The organism is Mucilaginibacter straminoryzae (genome assembly GCF_022953055.1).
Taxonomy (GTDB): domain Bacteria; phylum Bacteroidota; class Bacteroidia; order Sphingobacteriales; family Sphingobacteriaceae; genus Mucilaginibacter; species Mucilaginibacter straminoryzae.
This window is the reverse complement of the sequence record NZ_JALJEJ010000007.1, coordinates 222,173-242,259: the sequence shown is the minus strand read 5'-3', so window position 1 is coordinate 242,259 and position 20,087 is coordinate 222,173. Positions and strand designations below refer to the sequence as shown.

Genomic DNA, 20,087 nt, shown 5'->3' with positions numbered 1-20,087 from the left:
CCGCCTTTATACTTCCGGTTGATCGGCTTGACATCCACTTCATCAACCACCTGCTTCACGATACGTACCGGGTGACCTTCCGGTACCAACTCCTCCAGTTTATAAGGTAAAAACGTTAACTGGCCAGGGTCATATTCCTTAAAGACTACTTTGCCTCCCATGTCTTTAAGTTACTAAAAATATATCCCTTAAACAACAAGAGACTGCCCTTTTGAGACAGCCTCTTCTTATCTATATCAATTCCGGAAAGATTAACTATTCACCTTGTCTGATTCGTTCAGGAAGACAAACTGGTTATCAAACATATCCAGCCTGATCTTGCTGTCCTTATCCACTTTTCCTGCGAGTATCTGTTTAGATAACTCGTTCAGGATCTTTTTCTGAATCACACGTTTTAGCGGACGCGCACCATATTGTGGATCGTAACCCAACTGTGCCAGCCAATCCAGCGCCTCTGACGAAGCTTCTAACTGAACGCCCATTTCTTCGAGCGTAGCCTGCAATTGCTTAAACTGCAGTTTAACAATCTCATTGATCTCCGCCCGGCCCAGCGGTGTGAACATAATGATCTCATCGATACGGTTCAGGAACTCCGGACGGATCGTTTTCTTCAACAATTCAAACAACTGGTTCTTAGTTTTAGCGATCACCTCGTCCTTTTCAAACTCGTTGTAGTTCTCGAAGTTCTCCTGGATGATATTCGAACCAATGTTTGAGGTCATGATCACGATGGTGTTCTTGAAATTCACCACACGGCCTTTGTTATCAGTCAGACGGCCATCATCCAACACCTGCAACAGGATATTAAATACATCCGGGTGCGCTTTCTCGATCTCGTCTAACAAGATCACGCTGTAAGGTTTGCGGCGAACAGCTTCAGTTAACTGACCACCTTCATCATAACCCACATATCCCGGAGGCGCACCAATCAAACGGCTTACCGCATGGCGTTCCTGGTACTCGGACATATCAATACGCACCATAGAGCTTTCGTCATTGAACAGGAACTCGGCCAATGCCTTCGCCAACTCGGTTTTACCAACACCGGTAGTCCCAAGGAAGATAAATGAACCGATCGGCCTGCGTTTATCCTGCAAACCTGCACGGCTGCGGCGAATGGCATCACTAATCGCCTCAATCGCTTCTTCCTGCCCAGCTACACGCTTATGCAGTTCCTCTTCCAGGTGAAGCAACTTTTCGCGTTCGCTTTGGACCATTTTAGAAACCGGGATACCTGTCCAGCGCGATACCACACCGGCAATATCATCGGCAGTAACTTCTTCTTTCAGCATCCGGCTTTCAGCCTGATTTTCCATCAGGGCAGCTTTCAGTTTATCTACTTCTTCCTGTGCTTCGCGGATACGGCCGTAACGGATCTCGGCAACCTTACCGTAATCTCCCGCACGTTCTGCCTGCTCTGCCTCCAGCTTATAGTTTTCTATCTGCTCTATCTTCAGATTGATACCATCTACCAGGTCTTTTTCACTTTGCCATTTCGCCCGAAGTGCATCACGGTCGGCAGAAAGGTTCGCAATTTCTTCGCTTAATTCAGCAACCTTGCGGTCATCGCTTTCCCGTTTAATGGCCTCACGCTCAATTTCCAGTTGCATGATGCGACGTTCCAACTCATCCACTGCTTCCGGAACGGAGTCCATCTCCAGGCGAAGTTTAGACGCCGCCTCGTCCATCAGGTCGATCGCTTTATCCGGCAGGAAACGGTCTGCGATGTAGCGCTGTGACATTTCTACGGCGGCGATAATCGCTTCGTCTTTAATGTGCACCTTGTGGTGGGTCTCGTAACGCTCCTTCAGTCCGCGAAGAATAGATATCGCGTCTGCTGCATCTGGCTCATCAACCATTACGCGTTGGAAACGGCGTTCAAGGGCTTTGTCTTTTTCAATATATTTCTGGTACTCGTTCAGCGTGGTTGCACCAATAGCGCGCAATTCGCCACGGGCAAGGGCCGGTTTCAGGATGTTTGCTGCATCCATGGCACCTTCGCCTCCACCGGCTCCAACAAGGGTGTGAATCTCGTCGATGAAAAGGATAATCTCGCCATCGCTTTTGGTTACTTCGTTCACAACAGCTTTCAGGCGTTCTTCAAACTCCCCCTTATATTTTGCACCGGCAACCAACGCACCCATATCCAGCGAGAATACAATCTTGGTTTTCAGGTTCTCGGGCACGTCGCCTTTGATGATCCGGAAGGCAATACCCTCGGCAATGGCTGTTTTACCAACGCCTGGCTCGCCCACCAACACGGGGTTATTTTTAGTACGGCGCGAAAGGATCTGGATTACGCGACGGATCTCTTCGTCACGGCCGATTACAGGATCCAACTTGCCCGATTCGGCATAATCATTCAGGTTACGGGCATATTTATTTAATGCGTTAAACGTAGCCTCGGCATTCTGGTCGGTCACCCGGCTATCTCCCCTGAATTCAACAATCGCCTTTTTTAGGTCTTTTTCGGTAACGCCTGCATCTTTTAAAACACTGCTGGCCGGGTCGCTGATGGCAAGTATACCCAATAGCATGTGTTCTACGGATACAAACTCGTCTTTAAATTCTTTCAGATAACTCTGCGCCTTTTGTAAAGCGGCATTTGCGTTAGAAGAAAGATACATATTGCTTCCGCTTACTTTGGGGTAAGAGGCAATCTGCTGATCTAAAACGGTATTGATACGGGTTATATTTACGTTAAGCTTTTTAAGCAAATAGGTAACAACGTTTTCATCAGCCAATAACAAGCCCTTTAACAGGTGCGTGTTTTCAATCGCCTGCTGCTGGTTAGCGGCTGCAATTTCAGAAGCCTTTTGCACGGCTTCCTGTGCTTTGATGGTGAAGTTATTAAAGTTCATGTGTCCTTTAGTTCAATTTACCTGCCATTGGCTCAAAAGTGAAATAATGTCATCATAATTTCATCCTGAAACGACATTTTGGCTTGACTGAACAACACTTAAGCCTAAGCAGCTAAATGTAATATTTTCAACACAAAACATAGCATTTATTTGATTACCAATACGTTAAATATAATGCTTCATTAAAAAAATTGGCTTGACTTACAAATTTTGATATTTTTGAATATCACAAGCTGGGACATTGGAAACGTATTTTTTAAGAAGCATACCGGTTAAATACCGTACAGGCTACCGGAAGTATTACATGCTTCAGAACCTAAAGGCAGTACAAATTGCTGCGGTAATTTTCTTCACGCTTAACATCGTGTTGCGCGTGTTCTACTTCCTGCTATCAGAGGGTGTAACGCATGCACAAAACTTCCCTGAATTTAACGTTACCAACTGGGCTTACCTTGCGCTAACACCTGTTTTTATTATTGCTGCAAACATACAGTTGGCTTCTTTTAAAAAGAACAAAAAGGTATCGGGGGGAATGTCTGCGCTGGTAAATCTGTTCGCTATTTATATCATCGCTTGTGGTTTAGCTTCTGCCATTATTTCTACCCACGATCCGCGCAATAGCCTGATCCTTTACCTGATTGCCCTGATCTTCACCGGCACTGTATTTCTGTTTGAATGGGAAGATACCATTATGCTGACGGTTGTTACAGAAATCATCTTCACCGGGGTGCTCTTCTACTGCAACCTTGACGCTACCGAAATGATCTATAACCAGGTAATGTCTGTTTTTTTGCTTGCAGGTTTCTTTTTCATTTCGCGCTATGTGTATTCGTTCCGGGCTGCCTTTTATCTTCAGCTGGTAGATATCGAAACCAAAAACGCGGAAATTGAAAAAGCCAGCGCCTTTAAAAATGATGTACTGGGCATGGTAGCACATGACTTAAGAAACCCCATCGGCGCCATTGAGTCTATCGCTTTGATTATGGAGTTGGATAACCTGGATGAAGACATGGAGGACAACGTAAACATGATCAAGTCGTCCTGTTTAAAGGCGCGTTCTATTATTAACGACCTGCTGGAGGTAGCACGGAATGAAGGTAATGCCGAATTACAGACACAAAAAGTGGAGCTGAATGAACTGCTCTCTGTTATTATTAATGAATGGAATTTCCGCGACGAGATAAAGAACCACATTGTACTGGAGAGCACGCGCGACGAAATTTATGCAGACATTAACGTTGAAAAATTTCAACGGGTAATTGACAACCTGATCAGCAATGCGCTTAAATTCTCTAAAGACGCAGATAAGGTGGAAGTATTTCTGAAACAGCTGTCCGATGGTGTGCAGATAGAGATAAAAGATTACGGACTGGGAATACCCGAGAAGATGCTGCCTCATATTTTTGAGCGCTTTTCAAAAGCCGGGCGCAAAGGCCTACGCGGTGAACTTTCCACAGGACTGGGCCTGAGCATTGTACGCCAGATTGTAGAGAAGCATCACGGCAAAATAGAAGTGGAAAGCCAGGAGAACAAAGGCTCTACCTTCAGGATTAATTTACCGCAGGCGGTATGATGGATTTGAGGCCCCTCCCAACCCTCCCCGATAGGGAGGGCTTCCGTGATATTAATACTGCTATTTTCAGATTTTCAAATCAGCACATCTTCACATTATCGAATCAACAATCTTCAAATCGGCTGCTCTTCGTAAAATTTCTCGCTGAAATTCACCAGGAAGAGTTCTTTTCTGGCTCGGGTACAAGCGGTATACATCCAGCGCAGGAAGTCGGTATTGATCATTTCGTCTGTTAAATATCCCTGGTCTACGAAAACGGCATCCCACTGGCCACCCTGAGCTTTATGGCAGGTAACGGCGTAGGCAAATTTTATTTGAAGTGCGTTGTAATAAGGGTTCAGCTTCATCTCGTTCAGCTTTGCCTTACGGCTGGCCAGGTGGTCATAATCTTTCATCACCTCATCAAAAAACACACGCTGGTTTTCGCCAGATAAAGCAGGTGTTTCGGCATCCAAGGTATCCAGCATCACCTTACACTCTAGTACTTTTTCCTCTGTATAATCCAAAAATTGCAGCTGCACATCTGCAAAGCGGTGCCCATACATCTCTTCGCTGCGGCGCACCCTTTTAATCACGGCCATATCGCCATTGGCAATAAATCCGGTGCTATCATCCTCCTGGTCCTGCAGCCAGAAATAGTTGTTCCGCACTACCATTATCTGGTCGCCACCGGTGATTTCCTCTTCCCGGTACAATATCCGCCCCCTAATCTGCCGGTTATACATATTGGCATTCTTATTAGAACGGCAAACTACCAGGGTGTTCTCATAACCGTACTTGCGGTAGGCATACTCCAACCCTTCCTGCAAACGTTCGCCCGTCATGCGGTAAACGTCTTTGTAACCTTTAGTGATAATGGTTGGCGCGTAAGCATCGCCTTTACGGATGATATCACGGATAGAGCTAGCGTTGTAAAGTATGCCCGATTCTTTCTGCTGGCGCAGTACGTCCGTCAATTCGTAACTTGAAGCATCCAGATCAAAATTGCTCCGGATGAATTTTGCATCCAATGCCGGGCTGTATTCTGCCCCTACCGGCGGCAACTGGGCCGTATCGCCCACCAGTAGCAGACGGCAGTTCTTGTCGTTATATACATATTCGATCAGGTCATATAGTAACGTATTCCGGCTGAAACCGCCCCCTTCGTCACTGATCATGGAGGCCTCATCCACAATAAACAACGTATCTTCGGCCATATTGGTAGAGGGCATAAATCCAGCATCTACGCCCATGGCAGATTTTTTCCGGTAGATCCGTTTATGAATGGTGAATGCCTTACGGTCAGAATAGCTGGTGATCACTTTAGCCGCCCTGCCCGTTGGTGCCAGCAACACAGATTTTAACCCGTAATGCTTTAAAGCCCGCACCAATGCGCTGATGATGGTTGTTTTACCCGTTCCGGCGTATCCTTTTAAAATAAATGATGAGTAAGTATTGTGCTGCCGCAGAAAATGATCGAGCTTTTCAAACAGATCTGCCTGCTGGGCTGTAGGCTGATGCGGAAAAGCTTTGTAGATATAGTCTATAGCGGGCATTATTGCAAAGGTAGGCAATCATAGTTGATTAGTCATTGGTCATTAAATCATTCTGACTATGGTCTATGATCTATTAACTATTAGCTACCTATCCAACTATCAGCTAAATATTTTAAATTTGCGGGAATAAGCATGGCTAATCCTTCTAAACTTTACTTCAGCGATCACTTCAGCATAGAGAATGCAAAATATTCTACTTTGCTGCTTCAGGTTCGTAAGGATGATTTTTCGTTTGCGATAATTTTCCAGAATAAGCTAAACGTCTACGGAAGGTATTACCCGCTGCAGGAGTTAGCCGATCCAAAAGATCTGGGTGAATTCTTACTGCAACAATACCAACAGGTAATTATCGGCTTAACGCCCGATGTATTTACCATTGTACCTTCTGAACTATACAAGGAAGACCTGATTGCAAATTATGCGCGATTTTTGGATGTGTCGCCCCACGAGAAAGTCTACAAAGAACAACTGGATAACGAGAACCTGATCTTCTATAAAGATGCAGACCAGTTAACCCCCGTTCTTACACAACGCCATAAATATTACAAGATTATTTCTTACCACAAGGGCTGGATCAACGCGATTGCGGCCAATGAACAAAACTGGCAGAACCTTTTCCTGGATATCCAGCACAATCGCGTCAGCTTAGTATATTTTAAAAATAACAAGCTGCGGTTCTTAAATGGCTTTGATTTTAACAGCCGAGAAGAACTGGTATACTTTACTGCCTTAGTGGCGAATGAGCTTCATTTAAGTCAGAACAATCTTAAGCTTATCCTTAGCGGCGATGTTACCCAGGGCGACGAGTTTCACCTTGGTTTGAACGAATTTTTCCAAAGGGTAGAGATCAGTCAGACTGCGCTTCCGGTCGAACTTTCAGTCGAAGCACTCCCGCAGCAGGTTTTGGCGCTAACATCATTGCTCAAATGCGTATAATAGGCGGCCGCCTGAAAGGGCTTCGTTTAAATCCCCCGGCTAATCTACCCGTCAGGCCTACTACAGACATGGCAAAAGAAGCCTTGTTTAACATTCTGCAAAACCAAATAGAGCTGGAAGGCATCAAAGTACTCGACTTATTTACCGGTACCGGCAATATCAGTTTTGAATTTGCTTCGCGCGATGCCGCGTCTGTAACTTCGGTAGACCGTGGTTTTAAAGGATTAAAATATATCGACGATACTGCCCGGCAACACGGCCTTACCCAGATCAAAGCATACAAAGCCGATGTTTTTAAATACCTGGAACAAGAAACGGAAAAATACGATCTGATCTTTGCTGACCCGCCTTATGATCTGGACCGGATACCGGAAATCGCAACCCTTGTTTTTGACAGAGACTTACTGGAGCAAGATGGGCTGCTGATTATTGAGCACCAATCGATGCAGAACCTAAGCAACCATCCAAATTTTATAGAGCAAAGAAGATATGGGCATTCTTCGTTTTCTTTTTTCAGAAAAGACTAACTTTACCCATCAATTTACGCTATGAAAGTTGCCCTTTTCCCCGGTTCGTTCGATCCAGTAACCAAAGCCCACGTAGATATTGTTGAACGCTCGCTGCCCTTATTCGATAAGGTTTATATCGGTATTGGTGTTAACAGCTCTAAGCCAGGTTTCCTGAATGTTGCCAAACGTGAAGAATTATTAAGGGCCATATTCGATACAGAACCAAAAATTCATATCGTCGCTTACGAGGGTTTAACGATTGAATTTTGCCGGAGCATTAATGCCGCTTATATGATCAGGGGTATCCGTACCGTTTCTGATTTTGAATACGAAAAAGCCATTGCGCAGATGAACCACGCACTGGCGCCCGAAATTGAAAGCATCTTTATTGTGAGCAAGCCCGGTTACTCGTCTATCAGCTCGACCATCGTCCGCGAGATTATGAAGTACAACGGCGACGTCAGCAAGTTTATACCGAAGGCTGCGCTTGACTGCCTTTAATTAAACCCGTTTTCTCCATCACTTCTTCAATCAGCGGGAAAGTATTGGCCAAAATCTCCTGCATGTTGCCTTTTTCAAAAAAGCGCACCTCAGTTATCCCTTCTTCCAGTTGTGGTTTCAGTTTGCCGCCACCTTTATAAGTCATTTTATACCAGTGTGTTTTTTTAAGAACCACCTGTCCTTTCATAGTATAGGCGTGATACGTTTTACATATCTTTTTACCAGACTTATAAATCTCTATCCCGCATTCTTCTTCCACTTCGCGAACGGCACCTGCACGCGGACGTTCCAGTTTTTCTAATTTACCTTTAGGAAGGTCCCACCTGTCGTTCCGGTAGATAAAAAGACATTCCTTCTTTTTATTTTTAACCAAACCACCGGCAGCGGTAATCAGCGTAGCGGTTTTCTGCATTTTTTTGATAAATGCTTTAGGCTCTGATGTTACCACATTAAACGTTACTTCAGCAGCCTGAAGTATCTCAAAATAAGCCTTTGTGAAATTAAACTGCTGTTCGCTTAATAGCCTTACACCTGCTTCCTGAATTGCAGATTGAGAAATAATTAATACCTTTTCGTTAATATAAATTCTGTAGTTTTGAGCCATGTTTAATAAAACTGAGATTGAACAGCAGGTCGCCGAATTTCTGCTGCAAATTAAAGCAATAAAACTACAACCTGCTAATCCTTTTACATGGGCTTCGGGGTGGAAATCACCGATTTATTGCGACAACCGCATTACGCTTTCGCACCCAAGCATCCGCACGTACATCCGTCAAAAGCTAAGCGAGCTGATCCAGGAAGAATTTGGCTCTGTTGATTGTATTGCCGGCGTTGCTACGGCAGGCATCCCGCAAGGCGTTTTGGTGGCGCAGGAACTGGGGTTGCCATTTATCTACGTACGTTCTAAACCGAAAGAACACGGAACCGGTAAAATGATCGAGGGAGAAATATTACCCGGCCAGCGTGTAGTTGTTGTAGAAGACCTGGTATCTACCGGTAAAAGCAGCTTGCAGGCGGTGGAATCGCTTCGCGAAGCAGGCTATCATGTAGCCGGCCTGGTTGCCATATTTACCTATGGGTTCGACGTAGCTGCCGAGAACTTCAAAGAAGCCAAATGCCGATTTGCCACATTATCTAATTACAACGCGCTGCTTACCGTGGCAGAAAGAAATGGCAATATCTCATCGTCTGATATCGACGTACTGAAAAAATGGCGTGAAGAGCCTTATAACTGGAAATAACTAATTTAAAAATCATTACATAAAAAAAGTCCGCTACTGTAAAAAGTGCGGACTTTGCTATTTTAAGGCTGTATAAGTTTAACAGTACTTACCAGGCATTTCTTTTGTCTACGTTTCTGAGAGCCACAATTACGTTTGCAACTACCAGGGCTAAAATAAGTGCAATCATGTTATTATTTGTTTTGGATACAGTACTACTTGCAAATGCTGTTCCACGGTTTATAAAGGAAAATTTATTATTAAAATAACGATTGTAAAGTAAGGATTGTTGTGCAGAATTAACCGTAAATTTCATTTTTATTAACCTTTAAATAAAATTTAAAAGTTATTAAATCCTCTTTATCCAGACACTTTTTTCATTAATAAAAAGCTATTATTCGAGCCTTTAGCCTTAAATAATGTTAATTAGCTTACCTTTGCAAAAATTAATTTTTGAAGTAAAAAGATGATTACGGTATCCAATTTATCCCTTCGCTATGGCAAGAGGACGTTGTTTGAAGAAGTAAACCTAAAGTTTACCCAGGGGAATTGCTATGGAATAATTGGGGCAAACGGGGCAGGAAAATCCACATTTCTCAAAATACTTTCCGGCGAGATCGATCCTTCTACCGGTTCTGTTAGCTTCACTCCCGGCGAACGCATGGCGGTACTGAAACAGAACCACTATGAGTTTGACGAATTCCCGGTGATTGAAACCGTGCTGATGGGCCATAAGGAGCTGTACAGCATTATGAAGGAAAAGGACGCTATCTACCTGAAAGAAGATTTCAGCGATGCTGACGGCGAACGCGCCGGTGAGCTGGAAAACCTTTTTGCAGAGATGGACGGATGGAACGCAGAAAGCAACGCTGCTACCCTGTTAAGCAACCTGGGTATTACCGAAGATCTGCATTATAAATTACTGAAAGAACTTGACGGTAACCAGAAAGTACGTGTGTTATTAGCCCAGGCATTATTCGGCAGCCCGGATATTCTGCTGTTGGATGAGCCTACCAACGACCTGGATATTAACACCATTGCCTGGCTGGAAGATTTCCTTGCCGGCTACGAAGCTATTGTACTGGTGGTATCGCACGACAGGCACTTCCTGGATACGGTTTGTACCCACGTGGTGGATATCGACTTTGGTAAGATGACCATCTACACCGGTAACTACTCGTTCTGGTACCAATCTAGCCAGTTGGCTTTGAAACAACGTGCTGAACAGAACAAGAAGCTAGAAGACAAGGTGAAGGAATTACAGGAATTCATCAGCCGTTTTAGTGCGAACGCTTCCAAATCCAAGCAGGCAACCAGCCGTAAGAAAGCGCTGGATAAGATCAACCTGGACGAGATCAAGCCTTCGAACCGTAAGTACCCGGCCATTATGTTCAACCAGCAGACACGTGAAGCCGGCGACCAGATTCTGCAGATTGAAAACCTGGGTAAAACTGTTGGCGGCGAAGTATTCTTCAACAACATTAACCTGATGGTAAATAAAGGCGATAAAATTGCCGTGCTTTCTCAGAACAGCCTGGCAACTACCGCTTTTTATGAAATATTAATGGGCCGCGATACCGAATTTAAAGGCAGCTTTAAATGGGGCGTTACTATTAACCCGGCAGATATTCCGATCGACAACGCCGAATATTTTAAAGGAAAAGACCTCAACCTGATTGACTGGCTGCGCGAGTATTCACCAGGCGAAAAAGACGATCAGTTTATCCGCGGTTTCCTGGGCCGGATGTTGTTCTCGGGCGAAGAGGTATTGAAGAAGGCCAGCGTACTATCCGGTGGTGAAAAAATGCGTTGTATGTTCAGCCGTATGATGCTGCAGCAACCGAACGTGTTGGTGTTTGACGAACCGACCAACCACTTAGACCTGGAATCTATCACTGCCCTGAACAACGGCATGAGAGATTTTAAAGGTACCATCCTGTTCACCTCGCGAGATCATGAGCTGACGCAAACCGTTGCCACACGCGTAATAGAGATTACGCCTGGCGGTTTGATCGACAAACTGATGAGTTACGATGAATACATCAACAGTGAAGCTGTACAAAAGCAACGCGAAGAAATGTATGCAATAGCTTAAGACTTATGCTTAAACCCGGCCTTATCCTTTTTATTGCTTTATCAACTTGCAAATTAGCAACTGCGCAGGTATTTGAAGGAACCGTTAAAGACCAAAAGACGGGTGAGCCGCTAGGCTACGTTAACGTGGGTATTATTGGTAAAAGCCTCGGGACGGTTACGGATGAAACCGGTAGATACAAGCTGAACCTGACTAATCACGCTACTGATAGCCTGAAGTTCTCGATGATCGGTTACCAACCGAAAGCATTTGCGGTAAAAGACTTTGTTAGCTCTACAGCGCAGAACAAAGTGGTATTGTTAGAACCTGCCATCTTCCAGCTTAAAGAAGTAAAGGTTAAAGATCATAAATGGAAGGAAAAAGTATTGGGTAACACCACCCAATCTCAGTCGGTTTCCTCAGGTTTTCCAAGCAGTCAACTCGGTAACGAAATCGGTATCATTATCCGGATAAAAGCTGCGCCGACCTATCTGAAGCGTTTCAATGCATCGCTATCATCGCCTAGTACAGATACTGTAAAGCTGCGCTTGAACTTCTATTCTGTAAAAAACGGCTTACCGGATAAATTACTGCCAGAGCAGAATATTTTCGTTGTAGTGGCAAAAGGCCAGGATAAAATATCCGTTGATCTTGATCCCTATAATATTGTGGTTAACGACGATTTTTTTGTCAGCCTTGAAAACGTCAAACGCAGCAATACAAATCTGAAGTTTTCTGCCAGCTTTTTCAGCAGTGCGCTCATCGCCCGCGAGGCCAGCCAAAGCGCATGGGAGAAAATTGGCGTAGGGGGTGTGGGTTTTAACGTGTTGGTGACTTATTAAGTCACTCGTATAAAATAATTAGCGGCTGCTTCATTTTGAGGCAGCTTTTTTGTTTTATAGCAGACTCATTTAACAATATGCCTTGATTAAGTTTGTTACATATAGAAACATTTCCCGTAAAATTCCGTAACTATGTGATAGGGAAAACTTTATAAGCACACCGCGCTTAACCTAAATACTTATGAAAACTTCTCAGCAAAAAAATGACGCTCATTCTGGAGATAGCCTGACAAACAAGACTGATTTTAGTAAAAAGGGAAGTGTTGCAGGAGTGCAGGCGACCCAATTACAACGATTAGCAGACGATAGTGCAATTGTACAGAAAGCGAAAGTACTTCAAGCAATGGCTGACGCACGATACCGAAAATTGAGTTTTGATAAAAGCGTTCTGCCTCCTTCGGGTACTGGCATCATTCAGGGCAAAGTTATCCAGCTACGCCCGGGTTGGATAAATCCGGCTTCAAGAATGATTGAACGGACCAAAGAGTTATTCCCTAACGAAGGTTTTGATCTGGCCCATCGTTTGTCTTATGAAAATATCGAGTATCTATACGGGCAGGACAAAAATTGGGTATTAAAAAACGTAACGATCCCGCAAAGACAGTTTGGAGCAATTGCACAAGGCGACAAACGCTATTACAACTGGGTAAAACAAAGCAGTGATGATAAGGAAGCTTTGCAAAGATTAAATAGTAGCCCCTATAATTTAAGACCCGGCAATGCTTCAACTAATCGTAGTTTAGGTAAAAAATTCGACCCGAATGCACAAGATGACGGCACATTAACACCGCAAAGTGAAGAACTAATAGCAGGTGCAAAAGACAAAGAACATAATCTTAGATCATCCACTTTTTACGGCGACGGTGATTTTAACATTTGGGAGAAATATGTTTACACCAGCGATTTACCTGATGATCACTCTTGATGATTTAAATCCTTCACCACAATTCCCCGTTAATATCCACAATTCAAATCCTTACACGGTAACTTCTGCCAGAAAAGTCACCTCCATCTACTGTGCAATCTGCAAAAAGTCTGGACAAGTGAGCTTCGTCACTTCCGGCTGAAATCATGGCCGTTCCAAGGCTTTTTATTATAAAATAATTTATCTTGCCCGCGAAAACGATTTATTAAAATGGTTTATTAATACCATTCTAATGCCCTGTAATAAACAAATACTCCAAAATATTGTATAACTTAGATTGTTTTATTAAATGTAGATACCATGAAAATTAAAGCAACCATTCCAGCCCTTCTCATAATTGCGGCTTTAACAAGTTGTGTGAGCCAGAAAAAGTATACGCAACTGCAAAGCGATTATAATCGGCTGGACAGTAACACACGCAACCTTAATTTAAAATTCCTGACGAGCGAACGTAACGTAGCCGTTTTGAGCAACCAGGTGAAGAATTTACAAGATCAACTGGCCAGCGAACAAGCGAACAACCGCGGTTTGAAAGACGCGTTAGACAAATGTTTAAACTCGAGCAACCAGGGTAACGTAAATATCTCTAAACTGGTAGACGAGATCAACCGTTCTAACAAATACATCCAGCAGTTGATCGCTGCCAAGAACAAGAGCGACTCGTTAAATATGGTACTGACCAACAACCTGACCCGCTCTTTAAGCCAGGCAGAATCTAAAGATGTAGACGTACAAGTGTTAAAAGGTGTAGTTTACATATCATTGGCTGATAACATGCTGTACAAATCCGGCAGCTATGAAATCTCTGACAAAGCAGGTGAAACTTTAGGTAAAATTGCCAAGATCATTAAAGACTACAAAGATTATGATGTGCTGATTGAAGGTAATACCGATAACTTGCCTATTTCGCAAAAGAACATCCGCAACAACTGGGACTTAAGCGCCCTGCGCGCATCTTCTGTAGTTCAATCGTTGCAAAACAATTATGCGGTTGATCCTAAGCGTTTAACAGCAGGTGGTCGCGGCGAATTTAACCCGATTGCAGACAACAGTACCGAAGCCGGCCGTGCGCGCAACCGTCGTACGCAGATTATCATCACTCCTAAACTGGATCAGTTTATGGACCTGATTGGTAAAGCACCAGAGAAACAACAATAATAAACTAATAAACAGTCATAATTAAACAACAATGCCACCTCAGAAGGGTGGCATTGTTGTTTATAACGTTTATGTTAGCGCCAGCCCCCGCCCAGCGAGCGGTACAAGTTGACAGAATTGATAAAAATATTTCGCCGGGTATTTGCCAGCTCCAGTTCGGCATCCAGCACGTTGCGTTGTGCGGTGATCACCTCAAGATAGTTAGCACGGCCAACCAGGTATAAATCATTCGCCACGCTCACTGCGTTGTTCAAAGCATCAACTTCCTGGCGTTTCTGGTCATAGTACTTCTGGAAATTCTCTACCCCCTTCAACGTATTCATTACCTCCATGTAGCCGTTCAGGATATTCTTCTGATAGGTATACAGTGCTTGCTGCCCTTCGGCAAGAGTACGCTGGTAATCTGCCTTTAGCTGCCCACGATTAAATATTGGCGCGGTTAAACCACCGATAATACCGTAAGCGAAAGAACCCGGGTTAAACAGCAATGCGGATGCGAAAGCGTTATAACCCGTATAAGCTGTCAGGTTTACCGTAGGCAAAAAGGCTTTACGGGCAGCAGAAATATCCGCATTATATGCTTTTAATTGCAGTTCCGACTCCCGTATATCCGGGCGGTTAAGCAATAGCTGGCTGGGTACGCCCGTCCTGACGATTCCGGGTAATTTCAAAATATTAATAGACGTATCACGGTCTACCTTTCCGTTAAACCTGCCACGCAGAAAATTGATCATGTTCTCCGTCTCGGTGATCTGTTGCAGGGTTTGGTATTCCAGGCTTTGGGTGCGCTTTAACTGGGCTAGAAATTGCTGAACAGCAAGCTCTGTCGCTCGCCCGCCCAGTTTCTGTATCCGAACTATTTCCAGCGCGTGGTTCTGAAGTGTGATGTTCTTGCGGATCACCTTCAATTCATAATCCAATGCCAGCAACTGATAATAGGATGTTGCCAGTTGTGCCACCAATGATGTCACAACCATGCGATACCCGCTCTGACTGGCCAGCACACGCGTAAAAGCAGCTTTCTTGCGCTCGCGAAGCTTACCCCAGATATCCAGCTCCCAGGTGCTGCGAAAACCTAAAAAGTAGTCGGGCGTAGGGTTCGGTATTTTCTGATCACTGTTGATGTTATTAGAAAAGTTGGTATCATAGTTACCCACACCGTTCATGGTGTAGTCACCGTACTTTTCTAACCCGGCATTGGCGTTCAGGTTTACAGAAGGCAACAGGTAAGCGCCTTGCGAACGTAGGTTAGCGCTTGCTACCTCTACCCTTTGCAGCGCCGAAAGCACATCCGGGTTGGCCTTAATCGCCGTATCTAACAATTGTTGCAGATAAGTATCGGTAAAAAACTGGCGGGCACTTGTAGCGGTATTACCGGTATCTTTTACATGCGTAAAGGTATCGGGAATGACCAGTTTAGACTCGAGCGTAACGGCTTTATAGCCGCTACATGCTGGCAGTAGCGCTACTGCTACCAGTACAAAAAATATATAAAAGGAAAATCGCTTATAACTATCCATATCTATTCGGTAATGATCAACAATTCCTGCTCCTGCTCTTTTTCAACAGGCGGATTGTTTTTCTTTTTAGAAAGTGATGAGAAAATAACATACAGCCCGGGGATAAGTACCAGGCCAAAGATGGTACCCAAAAGCATCCCGCCTGCGGCAGCCGTACCAATGGAACGGTTACCCATAGCACCTGCACCGCTGGCAATACAAAGCGGAATCAAACCGGCTATGAAGGCGAAGGACGTCATCAGGATTGGCCTCAAGCGCGATACCGCACCTTCAATAGCAGCTTTCAACACCGTTGCTCCTTCCCTTTCCCGCTGCACGGCAAACTCTACAATCAGGATGGCGTTTTTACCCAGCAAACCAATCAGCATCACCAGCGCAACCTGCGCATAGATATTATTTTCCAGTCCGGCTATCTTTAAAAGGAAGAATGCACCAAAGATACCCGTAGGCAGCGAAAGAATAACTGCAAATGGCAGCAGTAAGCTCTCGTACTGCGCAGCCAGCAGCAGGTAAACAAACACCAGACAGATGATGAAAATGAAGATTGCCTGGTTGCCTGAAAGCACTTGCTCGCGTGTCATACCCGACCATTCAAAGGCATAACCTTTCGGTAATTTCTCTCCGATACGTTTAATGGCATTGATGGCATCACCGCTACTATGACCAGGCGCCGCATCACCGTTGATCATGGCTGAGGTATACATGTTATAACGGGTCAGCTGTTCCGGTCCAAGCACTTTCTCCATTTTAATGAATGTCGAAAACGGTACCATCTCTCCTTTCTCATTCTTTGCATAAAGGTTCAGCACATCTTCAGGCCGTGAACGGAATTCGGGCGAAGCCTGCACCATTACTTTGTACATCTGCCCGAAGCGGATAAAGTTAGAGGCATAGTAGCTACCCATTAAGGTTTGCAGGGTAGACATCGCAGCGTCCACCGTTATGCCTTTCTTGGCAGCCATCGCATAATCCACGGTGATCAGGTATTGCGGAAAGCTGGCATCGAAACTGGAAAAGGCATTTTCGATTTCGGGTGACTGGTTAAGTTCTTCAATGAACTTTTTGGATACTTCTGCCGTCTGAATAAAATTACCGCTACCTGTTTTATCGATCAACCGGATCTCGAAACCGCTGGAGTTACCAAAACCGGGTACCGTTGGCGGCGGGAAAAACTGAATGGATGCATCGCTCAGGTGTTTGGTTTTCTCCTGAAGTTCAGCAATCACATCATCTACTGACTGCTTTCTGTCATCCCAGCCCTTCAGGTTCACCATGGCCATACCGTAAGAAGCGCCCGCCACTTCGTTCACCAGGCTGTAGCCCGAAAGCGTTGAAACAGATTCTATTGATTCAATGCTTTTGGCTTGCTTTTGTATTTCTGCCAGTACCGCTTCGGTACGTTCTACGGTAGCACCTGCGGGCGTGGTTACGTTTACGTAGATCATCCCCTGGTCTTCTGTCGGGATGAACCCTCCGGGAAGAATGGCACTTAATCCCCACGTAGCCGCAAAGAAAACTAAGAGCAATGCAATAGTAACTACCCTACGACCGGCTATGCGACCAATCAGAATCGAATATTTATTGCTTACCTTATCATACTGCTTATTAAAGCCCCCGAAGAACCTTTGCATCAGCGTTTGTTTGCCGTGATGATGTTCTGCATGGCTATGCTTCAGCATGATGGCACAAAGTGCAGGTGTAAGCGTTACGGCATTGATACCCGATATGACAATGGCGATAGCCATCGTCAGCGAGAACTGCCTGTAGAACACCCCCACCGGACCGGACATAAACGCTACCGGCACAAACACCGCAGACATTACCAGCGTAATGGCCACGATAGCTCCGCTGATTTCACTCATGGCTTTCAAGGTAGCATCCATCGGGCTAAGGCCCTCGCCCATTTTTACGTGTACGGCTTCCACCACTACAATCGCATTATCTACCACAATACCTATAGAGAGTACCAGCGCGAACAATGTGAGCAGGTTGATGGAGAACCCGAGCATCTGCATGAAAAAGAGTGTGCCCACCAGCGCGACGGGTACTGCAAGCGCAGGAATAAGCGTGGAGCGGAAATCTTGCAGGAAGATAAACACCACAATAAACACCAGGATAAAGGCTTCACAAAGCGTGCGCAATACTTCGTGGATGGAAGCATCCAGGAAGCGGGACACGTCGTAATTGACGTTATAGGTCATGCCGGAAGGGAAGCTTTCTTCCTTCAGTTCGGCCATACGCGTCTTGATGTTATTAATAACATCACGCGCATTTGAACCCGGGCGCTGCTTAATCATGATTGAAGCCGACGGCTTACCATCTGTATTCGAAACCATGCTATACGTAAGCGAACCGAATTCGATATCGGCTACTTCTTTCAGCTTCAGCACTGTACCGCTTTCATCCGCACGGATCACAATATTTTCGTATTGCTTTGGTTCGAAAAACTTACCTGTATAGCGCAACACGTATTGCAGCATCTGCGGCGACTTATCCGAGCTTTGCCCTGTTTTACCCGGTGCTGCCTCCACGTTCTGGTCGCGGATGGCCTTGATGACATCATCTGACGAAACATTGTAGGCCATCATACGGTCGGGTTTCAGCCATACACGCATGGCGTATTCTTTAGCACCCATAATTTCGGCACGGCCCACACCATCAATACGTTTCAGCTCCTGCAGTACATTAATATCGGTGAAGTTATAGATGAACTTTTCGTCCATATTCTTGTCCTGACTCATGATGTTCAGGTACATCAGCATACTGTTCACCTCTTTTTCGGTCGAAACACCGGCTTTAATCACCTCTTCGGGTAATTCGTCTATAACCGTAGCTACGCGGTTCTGCACGTTAACGGCAGCCTGGTCAGGGTCCACACCTACACGGAAGTAAATAGAAATTACGGTGATCCCATCGTTACTACAAACGGTAGACATATAAGTCATGCCGGGAACACCGTTAATCGCACGTTCCAGCGGCGTAGCTACTGCTTTGGCACATACTTCGGCATTAGCGCCGGTATAGTTGGCCGTTACCGTTACCGAGGGCGGTACAATATCCGGGAACTGGGTTACCGGCAGGTTGAACAGGGCCAGTACACCAAGCAGGGTAATAATTAAAGATATAACGAGCGACAATATCGGTCGCTTGATAAACAAATTGAACATGTTTTACAAGGGTTGAAGGATTCAACAATAGCGTGCGAAACGCACGGATCACTTACACTGCTTATCTTACAGCAACTGCGTCGGATTTGGCTTTTACAAATGGCTTGATCACCATTCCATCCCGAACGTTTTGTGTTCCCTCGTATAAAATACGGTCCCCGGCCTTCAACCCAGAACGTACAATGTAATAATGCGACACCCTGGTAAGCGGTTCAAAACTTTGCATATGCAGCTTATTGCCAGGGCCGACTATGTAGACAAAGCTTTTATCCTGCACATCGAAAACCGACTTTTGGGGTACCATCACGGCATCATCCACTTCAGACGAGATGTAGATCTTTCCACTGGCGCCGTGGCGTAATAATTTGTTAGGATTAGGGAATTTAGCACGAAGATCAATCGACCCGGTATTTTGTTCAATTTCGCCCTCAATGGTTTCAATATTACCACTATAGGCATAGCTACTACCATCGGCCAGTACCAGCTTAACCGGGCTATCATTGCTTTCCTGTTTCAACTTGTTCTTTGTGCGCTGGTATTGCAGGTATTCATTCTCGGGGAAACTGAAGTAAGCATAAACCGAACTAATGTCGGAAATGCTGGTCAGCAGGGTACCCTCATCTATCAGGCTACCTGCTTTGAGCGGGATACGGTCTATAATGCCATCGAACGGTGCGCGGATGGTGGTATAAGCGATGTGGTTTTCTGCCGATTGCACATTCGCTCTTTCTTCCTGTATCCGGGCCTGGTCTGCTGCCAGTTTAGATTTAGCGACATCCAACTCAGAGGCAGAGATCACTTTTTTATCTACCAGCATCTTCACGCGGTCTACCTCTAAGCGTGTAGCAACAGCATCTGCCATGGCATTGCTTAATGCGGCTTTTGCTTTGGCTAATGCCACGCGGTACTCCTGGTCGTTCACCTTAAACAGCACCTGCCCTTTTCTAACCGGCTTACCTTCGTCAACAAATATATTTTCGAGGAAGCCTTTTAACCGTGAACGTACTTCTACATTACGCATGGCCTGTATATCAGCCACATACGCTTTTTGCAGAACGGTATCTTTATGTGTTAATACATATACGGGCATACGCGCCGTATCTTTTTTCTCTTTATCTTTTTGATTTGCAGAACAGCTTGCCAGCAATACAGGTAATACCAGCGCAAGCAAGTATCTACTATGATTTTTCATACAGTAATGATTATTCTAAATTTTTAGCCAAAAAACTTTACGGCATTTGCCATAAATAGTGATGAGGAAAAAAT

Annotated in this window: 16 protein-coding genes; 9 read left to right on the top strand and 7 right to left on the bottom strand. The window is 44.9% G+C overall.

Annotated features, from left to right (window positions below; all coding sequences use genetic code 11):
* Positions 1 to 251: 251 nt before the first annotated feature.
* On the bottom strand, positions 252 to 2,861 hold the full coding sequence (clpB, locus tag MUY27_RS15330; protein ID WP_245131354.1) for an ATP-dependent chaperone ClpB: 2,610 nt from the start codon (positions 2,859 to 2,861) through the stop codon (positions 252 to 254).
* Between the two features lie 241 nt (positions 2,862 to 3,102).
* On the opposite strand from clpB, the gene MUY27_RS15325 reads away from it, so the two are divergent.
* A complete protein-coding gene (locus MUY27_RS15325) occupies positions 3,103 to 4,434 on the top strand; it encodes a sensor histidine kinase (RefSeq protein WP_245131352.1) in 1,332 nt (443 codons plus the stop codon).
* Positions 4,435 to 4,547: 113 nt separating this feature from the next.
* Here the strand turns inward: MUY27_RS15325 and MUY27_RS15320 are convergent, their stop codons facing one another.
* Complete coding sequence (locus MUY27_RS15320) at positions 4,548 to 5,969, bottom strand: ATP-dependent DNA helicase (protein ID WP_245131347.1); 1,422 nt, start codon at positions 5,967 to 5,969, stop codon at positions 4,548 to 4,550.
* 132 nt (positions 5,970 to 6,101) lie between these two features.
* Here MUY27_RS15320 and MUY27_RS15315 point away from each other — a divergent pair, with 132 nt between their 5' ends.
* From MUY27_RS15315 to coaD, 3 genes are read left to right on the top strand one after another with little or no spacing between them, the layout of a single operon-like run.
* Positions 6,102 to 6,905 carry a DUF3822 family protein gene (locus MUY27_RS15315; RefSeq protein WP_245131345.1) on the top strand — a complete coding sequence of 268 codons (804 nt, stop codon included), beginning with the start codon at positions 6,102 to 6,104 and terminating at the stop codon, positions 6,903 to 6,905.
* A complete protein-coding gene (gene rsmD / locus MUY27_RS15310) occupies positions 6,896 to 7,432 on the top strand; it encodes a 16S rRNA (guanine(966)-N(2))-methyltransferase RsmD (protein ID WP_245131343.1) in 537 nt (178 codons plus the stop codon). Before MUY27_RS15315 ends, rsmD begins: the two co-directional genes overlap by 10 nt.
* Before the next feature lie 21 nt (positions 7,433 to 7,453).
* Positions 7,454 to 7,915 (top strand): pantetheine-phosphate adenylyltransferase, encoded by a 462-nt coding sequence (gene coaD / locus MUY27_RS15305; protein WP_245131340.1) that lies wholly within the window; start codon positions 7,454 to 7,456, stop codon positions 7,913 to 7,915.
* Here coaD and MUY27_RS15300 read toward each other — a convergent pair.
* Complete coding sequence (locus MUY27_RS15300; RefSeq protein ID WP_245131338.1) at positions 7,884 to 8,519, bottom strand: NUDIX hydrolase; 636 nt, start codon at positions 8,517 to 8,519, stop codon at positions 7,884 to 7,886. The genes coaD and MUY27_RS15300 overlap by 32 nt on opposite strands.
* On the opposite strand from MUY27_RS15300, the gene pyrE reads away from it, so the two are divergent.
* Positions 8,518 to 9,156: an orotate phosphoribosyltransferase gene (gene pyrE, locus MUY27_RS15295; RefSeq protein ID WP_245131335.1), complete on the top strand. Its 639-nt coding sequence runs from the start codon at positions 8,518 to 8,520 to the stop codon at positions 9,154 to 9,156. The genes MUY27_RS15300 and pyrE overlap by 2 nt on opposite strands.
* A gap of 88 nt (positions 9,157 to 9,244) precedes the next feature.
* Here the strand turns inward: pyrE and MUY27_RS15290 are convergent, their stop codons facing one another.
* Complete coding sequence (locus tag MUY27_RS15290) at positions 9,245 to 9,451, bottom strand: hypothetical protein (RefSeq protein WP_245131333.1); 207 nt, start codon at positions 9,449 to 9,451, stop codon at positions 9,245 to 9,247.
* 150 nt (positions 9,452 to 9,601) lie between these two features.
* Between MUY27_RS15290 and MUY27_RS15285 the strand changes: the two genes are divergently transcribed.
* The 4 genes from MUY27_RS15285 (at position 9,602) to MUY27_RS15270 (ending at position 14,134) form a co-directional block, all read left to right on the top strand.
* The gene (locus MUY27_RS15285) at positions 9,602 to 11,230 is read left to right on the top strand and encodes an ABC-F family ATP-binding cassette domain-containing protein (RefSeq protein WP_245131331.1); all 1,629 of its coding nucleotides are present in this window, start codon (positions 9,602 to 9,604) and stop codon (positions 11,228 to 11,230) included.
* A 5-nt stretch (positions 11,231 to 11,235) separates the two neighbouring features.
* A complete protein-coding gene (locus tag MUY27_RS15280) occupies positions 11,236 to 12,051 on the top strand; it encodes a carboxypeptidase-like regulatory domain-containing protein (RefSeq protein WP_245131330.1) in 816 nt (271 codons plus the stop codon).
* A gap of 181 nt (positions 12,052 to 12,232) precedes the next feature.
* A complete protein-coding gene (locus MUY27_RS15275; RefSeq protein WP_245131327.1) occupies positions 12,233 to 12,976 on the top strand; it encodes a hypothetical protein in 744 nt (247 codons plus the stop codon).
* 300 nt (positions 12,977 to 13,276) lie between these two features.
* A complete protein-coding gene (locus tag MUY27_RS15270) occupies positions 13,277 to 14,134 on the top strand; it encodes an OmpA/MotB family protein (protein WP_245131325.1) in 858 nt (285 codons plus the stop codon).
* Positions 14,135 to 14,208: 74 nt separating this feature from the next.
* Here the strand turns inward: MUY27_RS15270 and MUY27_RS15265 are convergent, their stop codons facing one another.
* The 3 genes from MUY27_RS15265 to MUY27_RS15255 form a co-directional block, all read right to left on the bottom strand.
* A complete protein-coding gene (locus tag MUY27_RS15265; RefSeq protein ID WP_245131323.1) occupies positions 14,209 to 15,654 on the bottom strand; it encodes a TolC family protein in 1,446 nt (481 codons plus the stop codon).
* Positions 15,655 to 15,656: 2 nt separating this feature from the next.
* Positions 15,657 to 18,821: an efflux RND transporter permease subunit gene (locus tag MUY27_RS15260; RefSeq protein ID WP_245131322.1), complete on the bottom strand. Its 3,165-nt coding sequence runs from the start codon at positions 18,819 to 18,821 to the stop codon at positions 15,657 to 15,659.
* A 61-nt stretch (positions 18,822 to 18,882) separates the two neighbouring features.
* Positions 18,883 to 20,013 (bottom strand): efflux RND transporter periplasmic adaptor subunit, encoded by a 1,131-nt coding sequence (locus tag MUY27_RS15255; protein ID WP_245131318.1) that lies wholly within the window; start codon positions 20,011 to 20,013, stop codon positions 18,883 to 18,885.
* Positions 20,014 to 20,087: the final 74 nt, after the last annotated feature.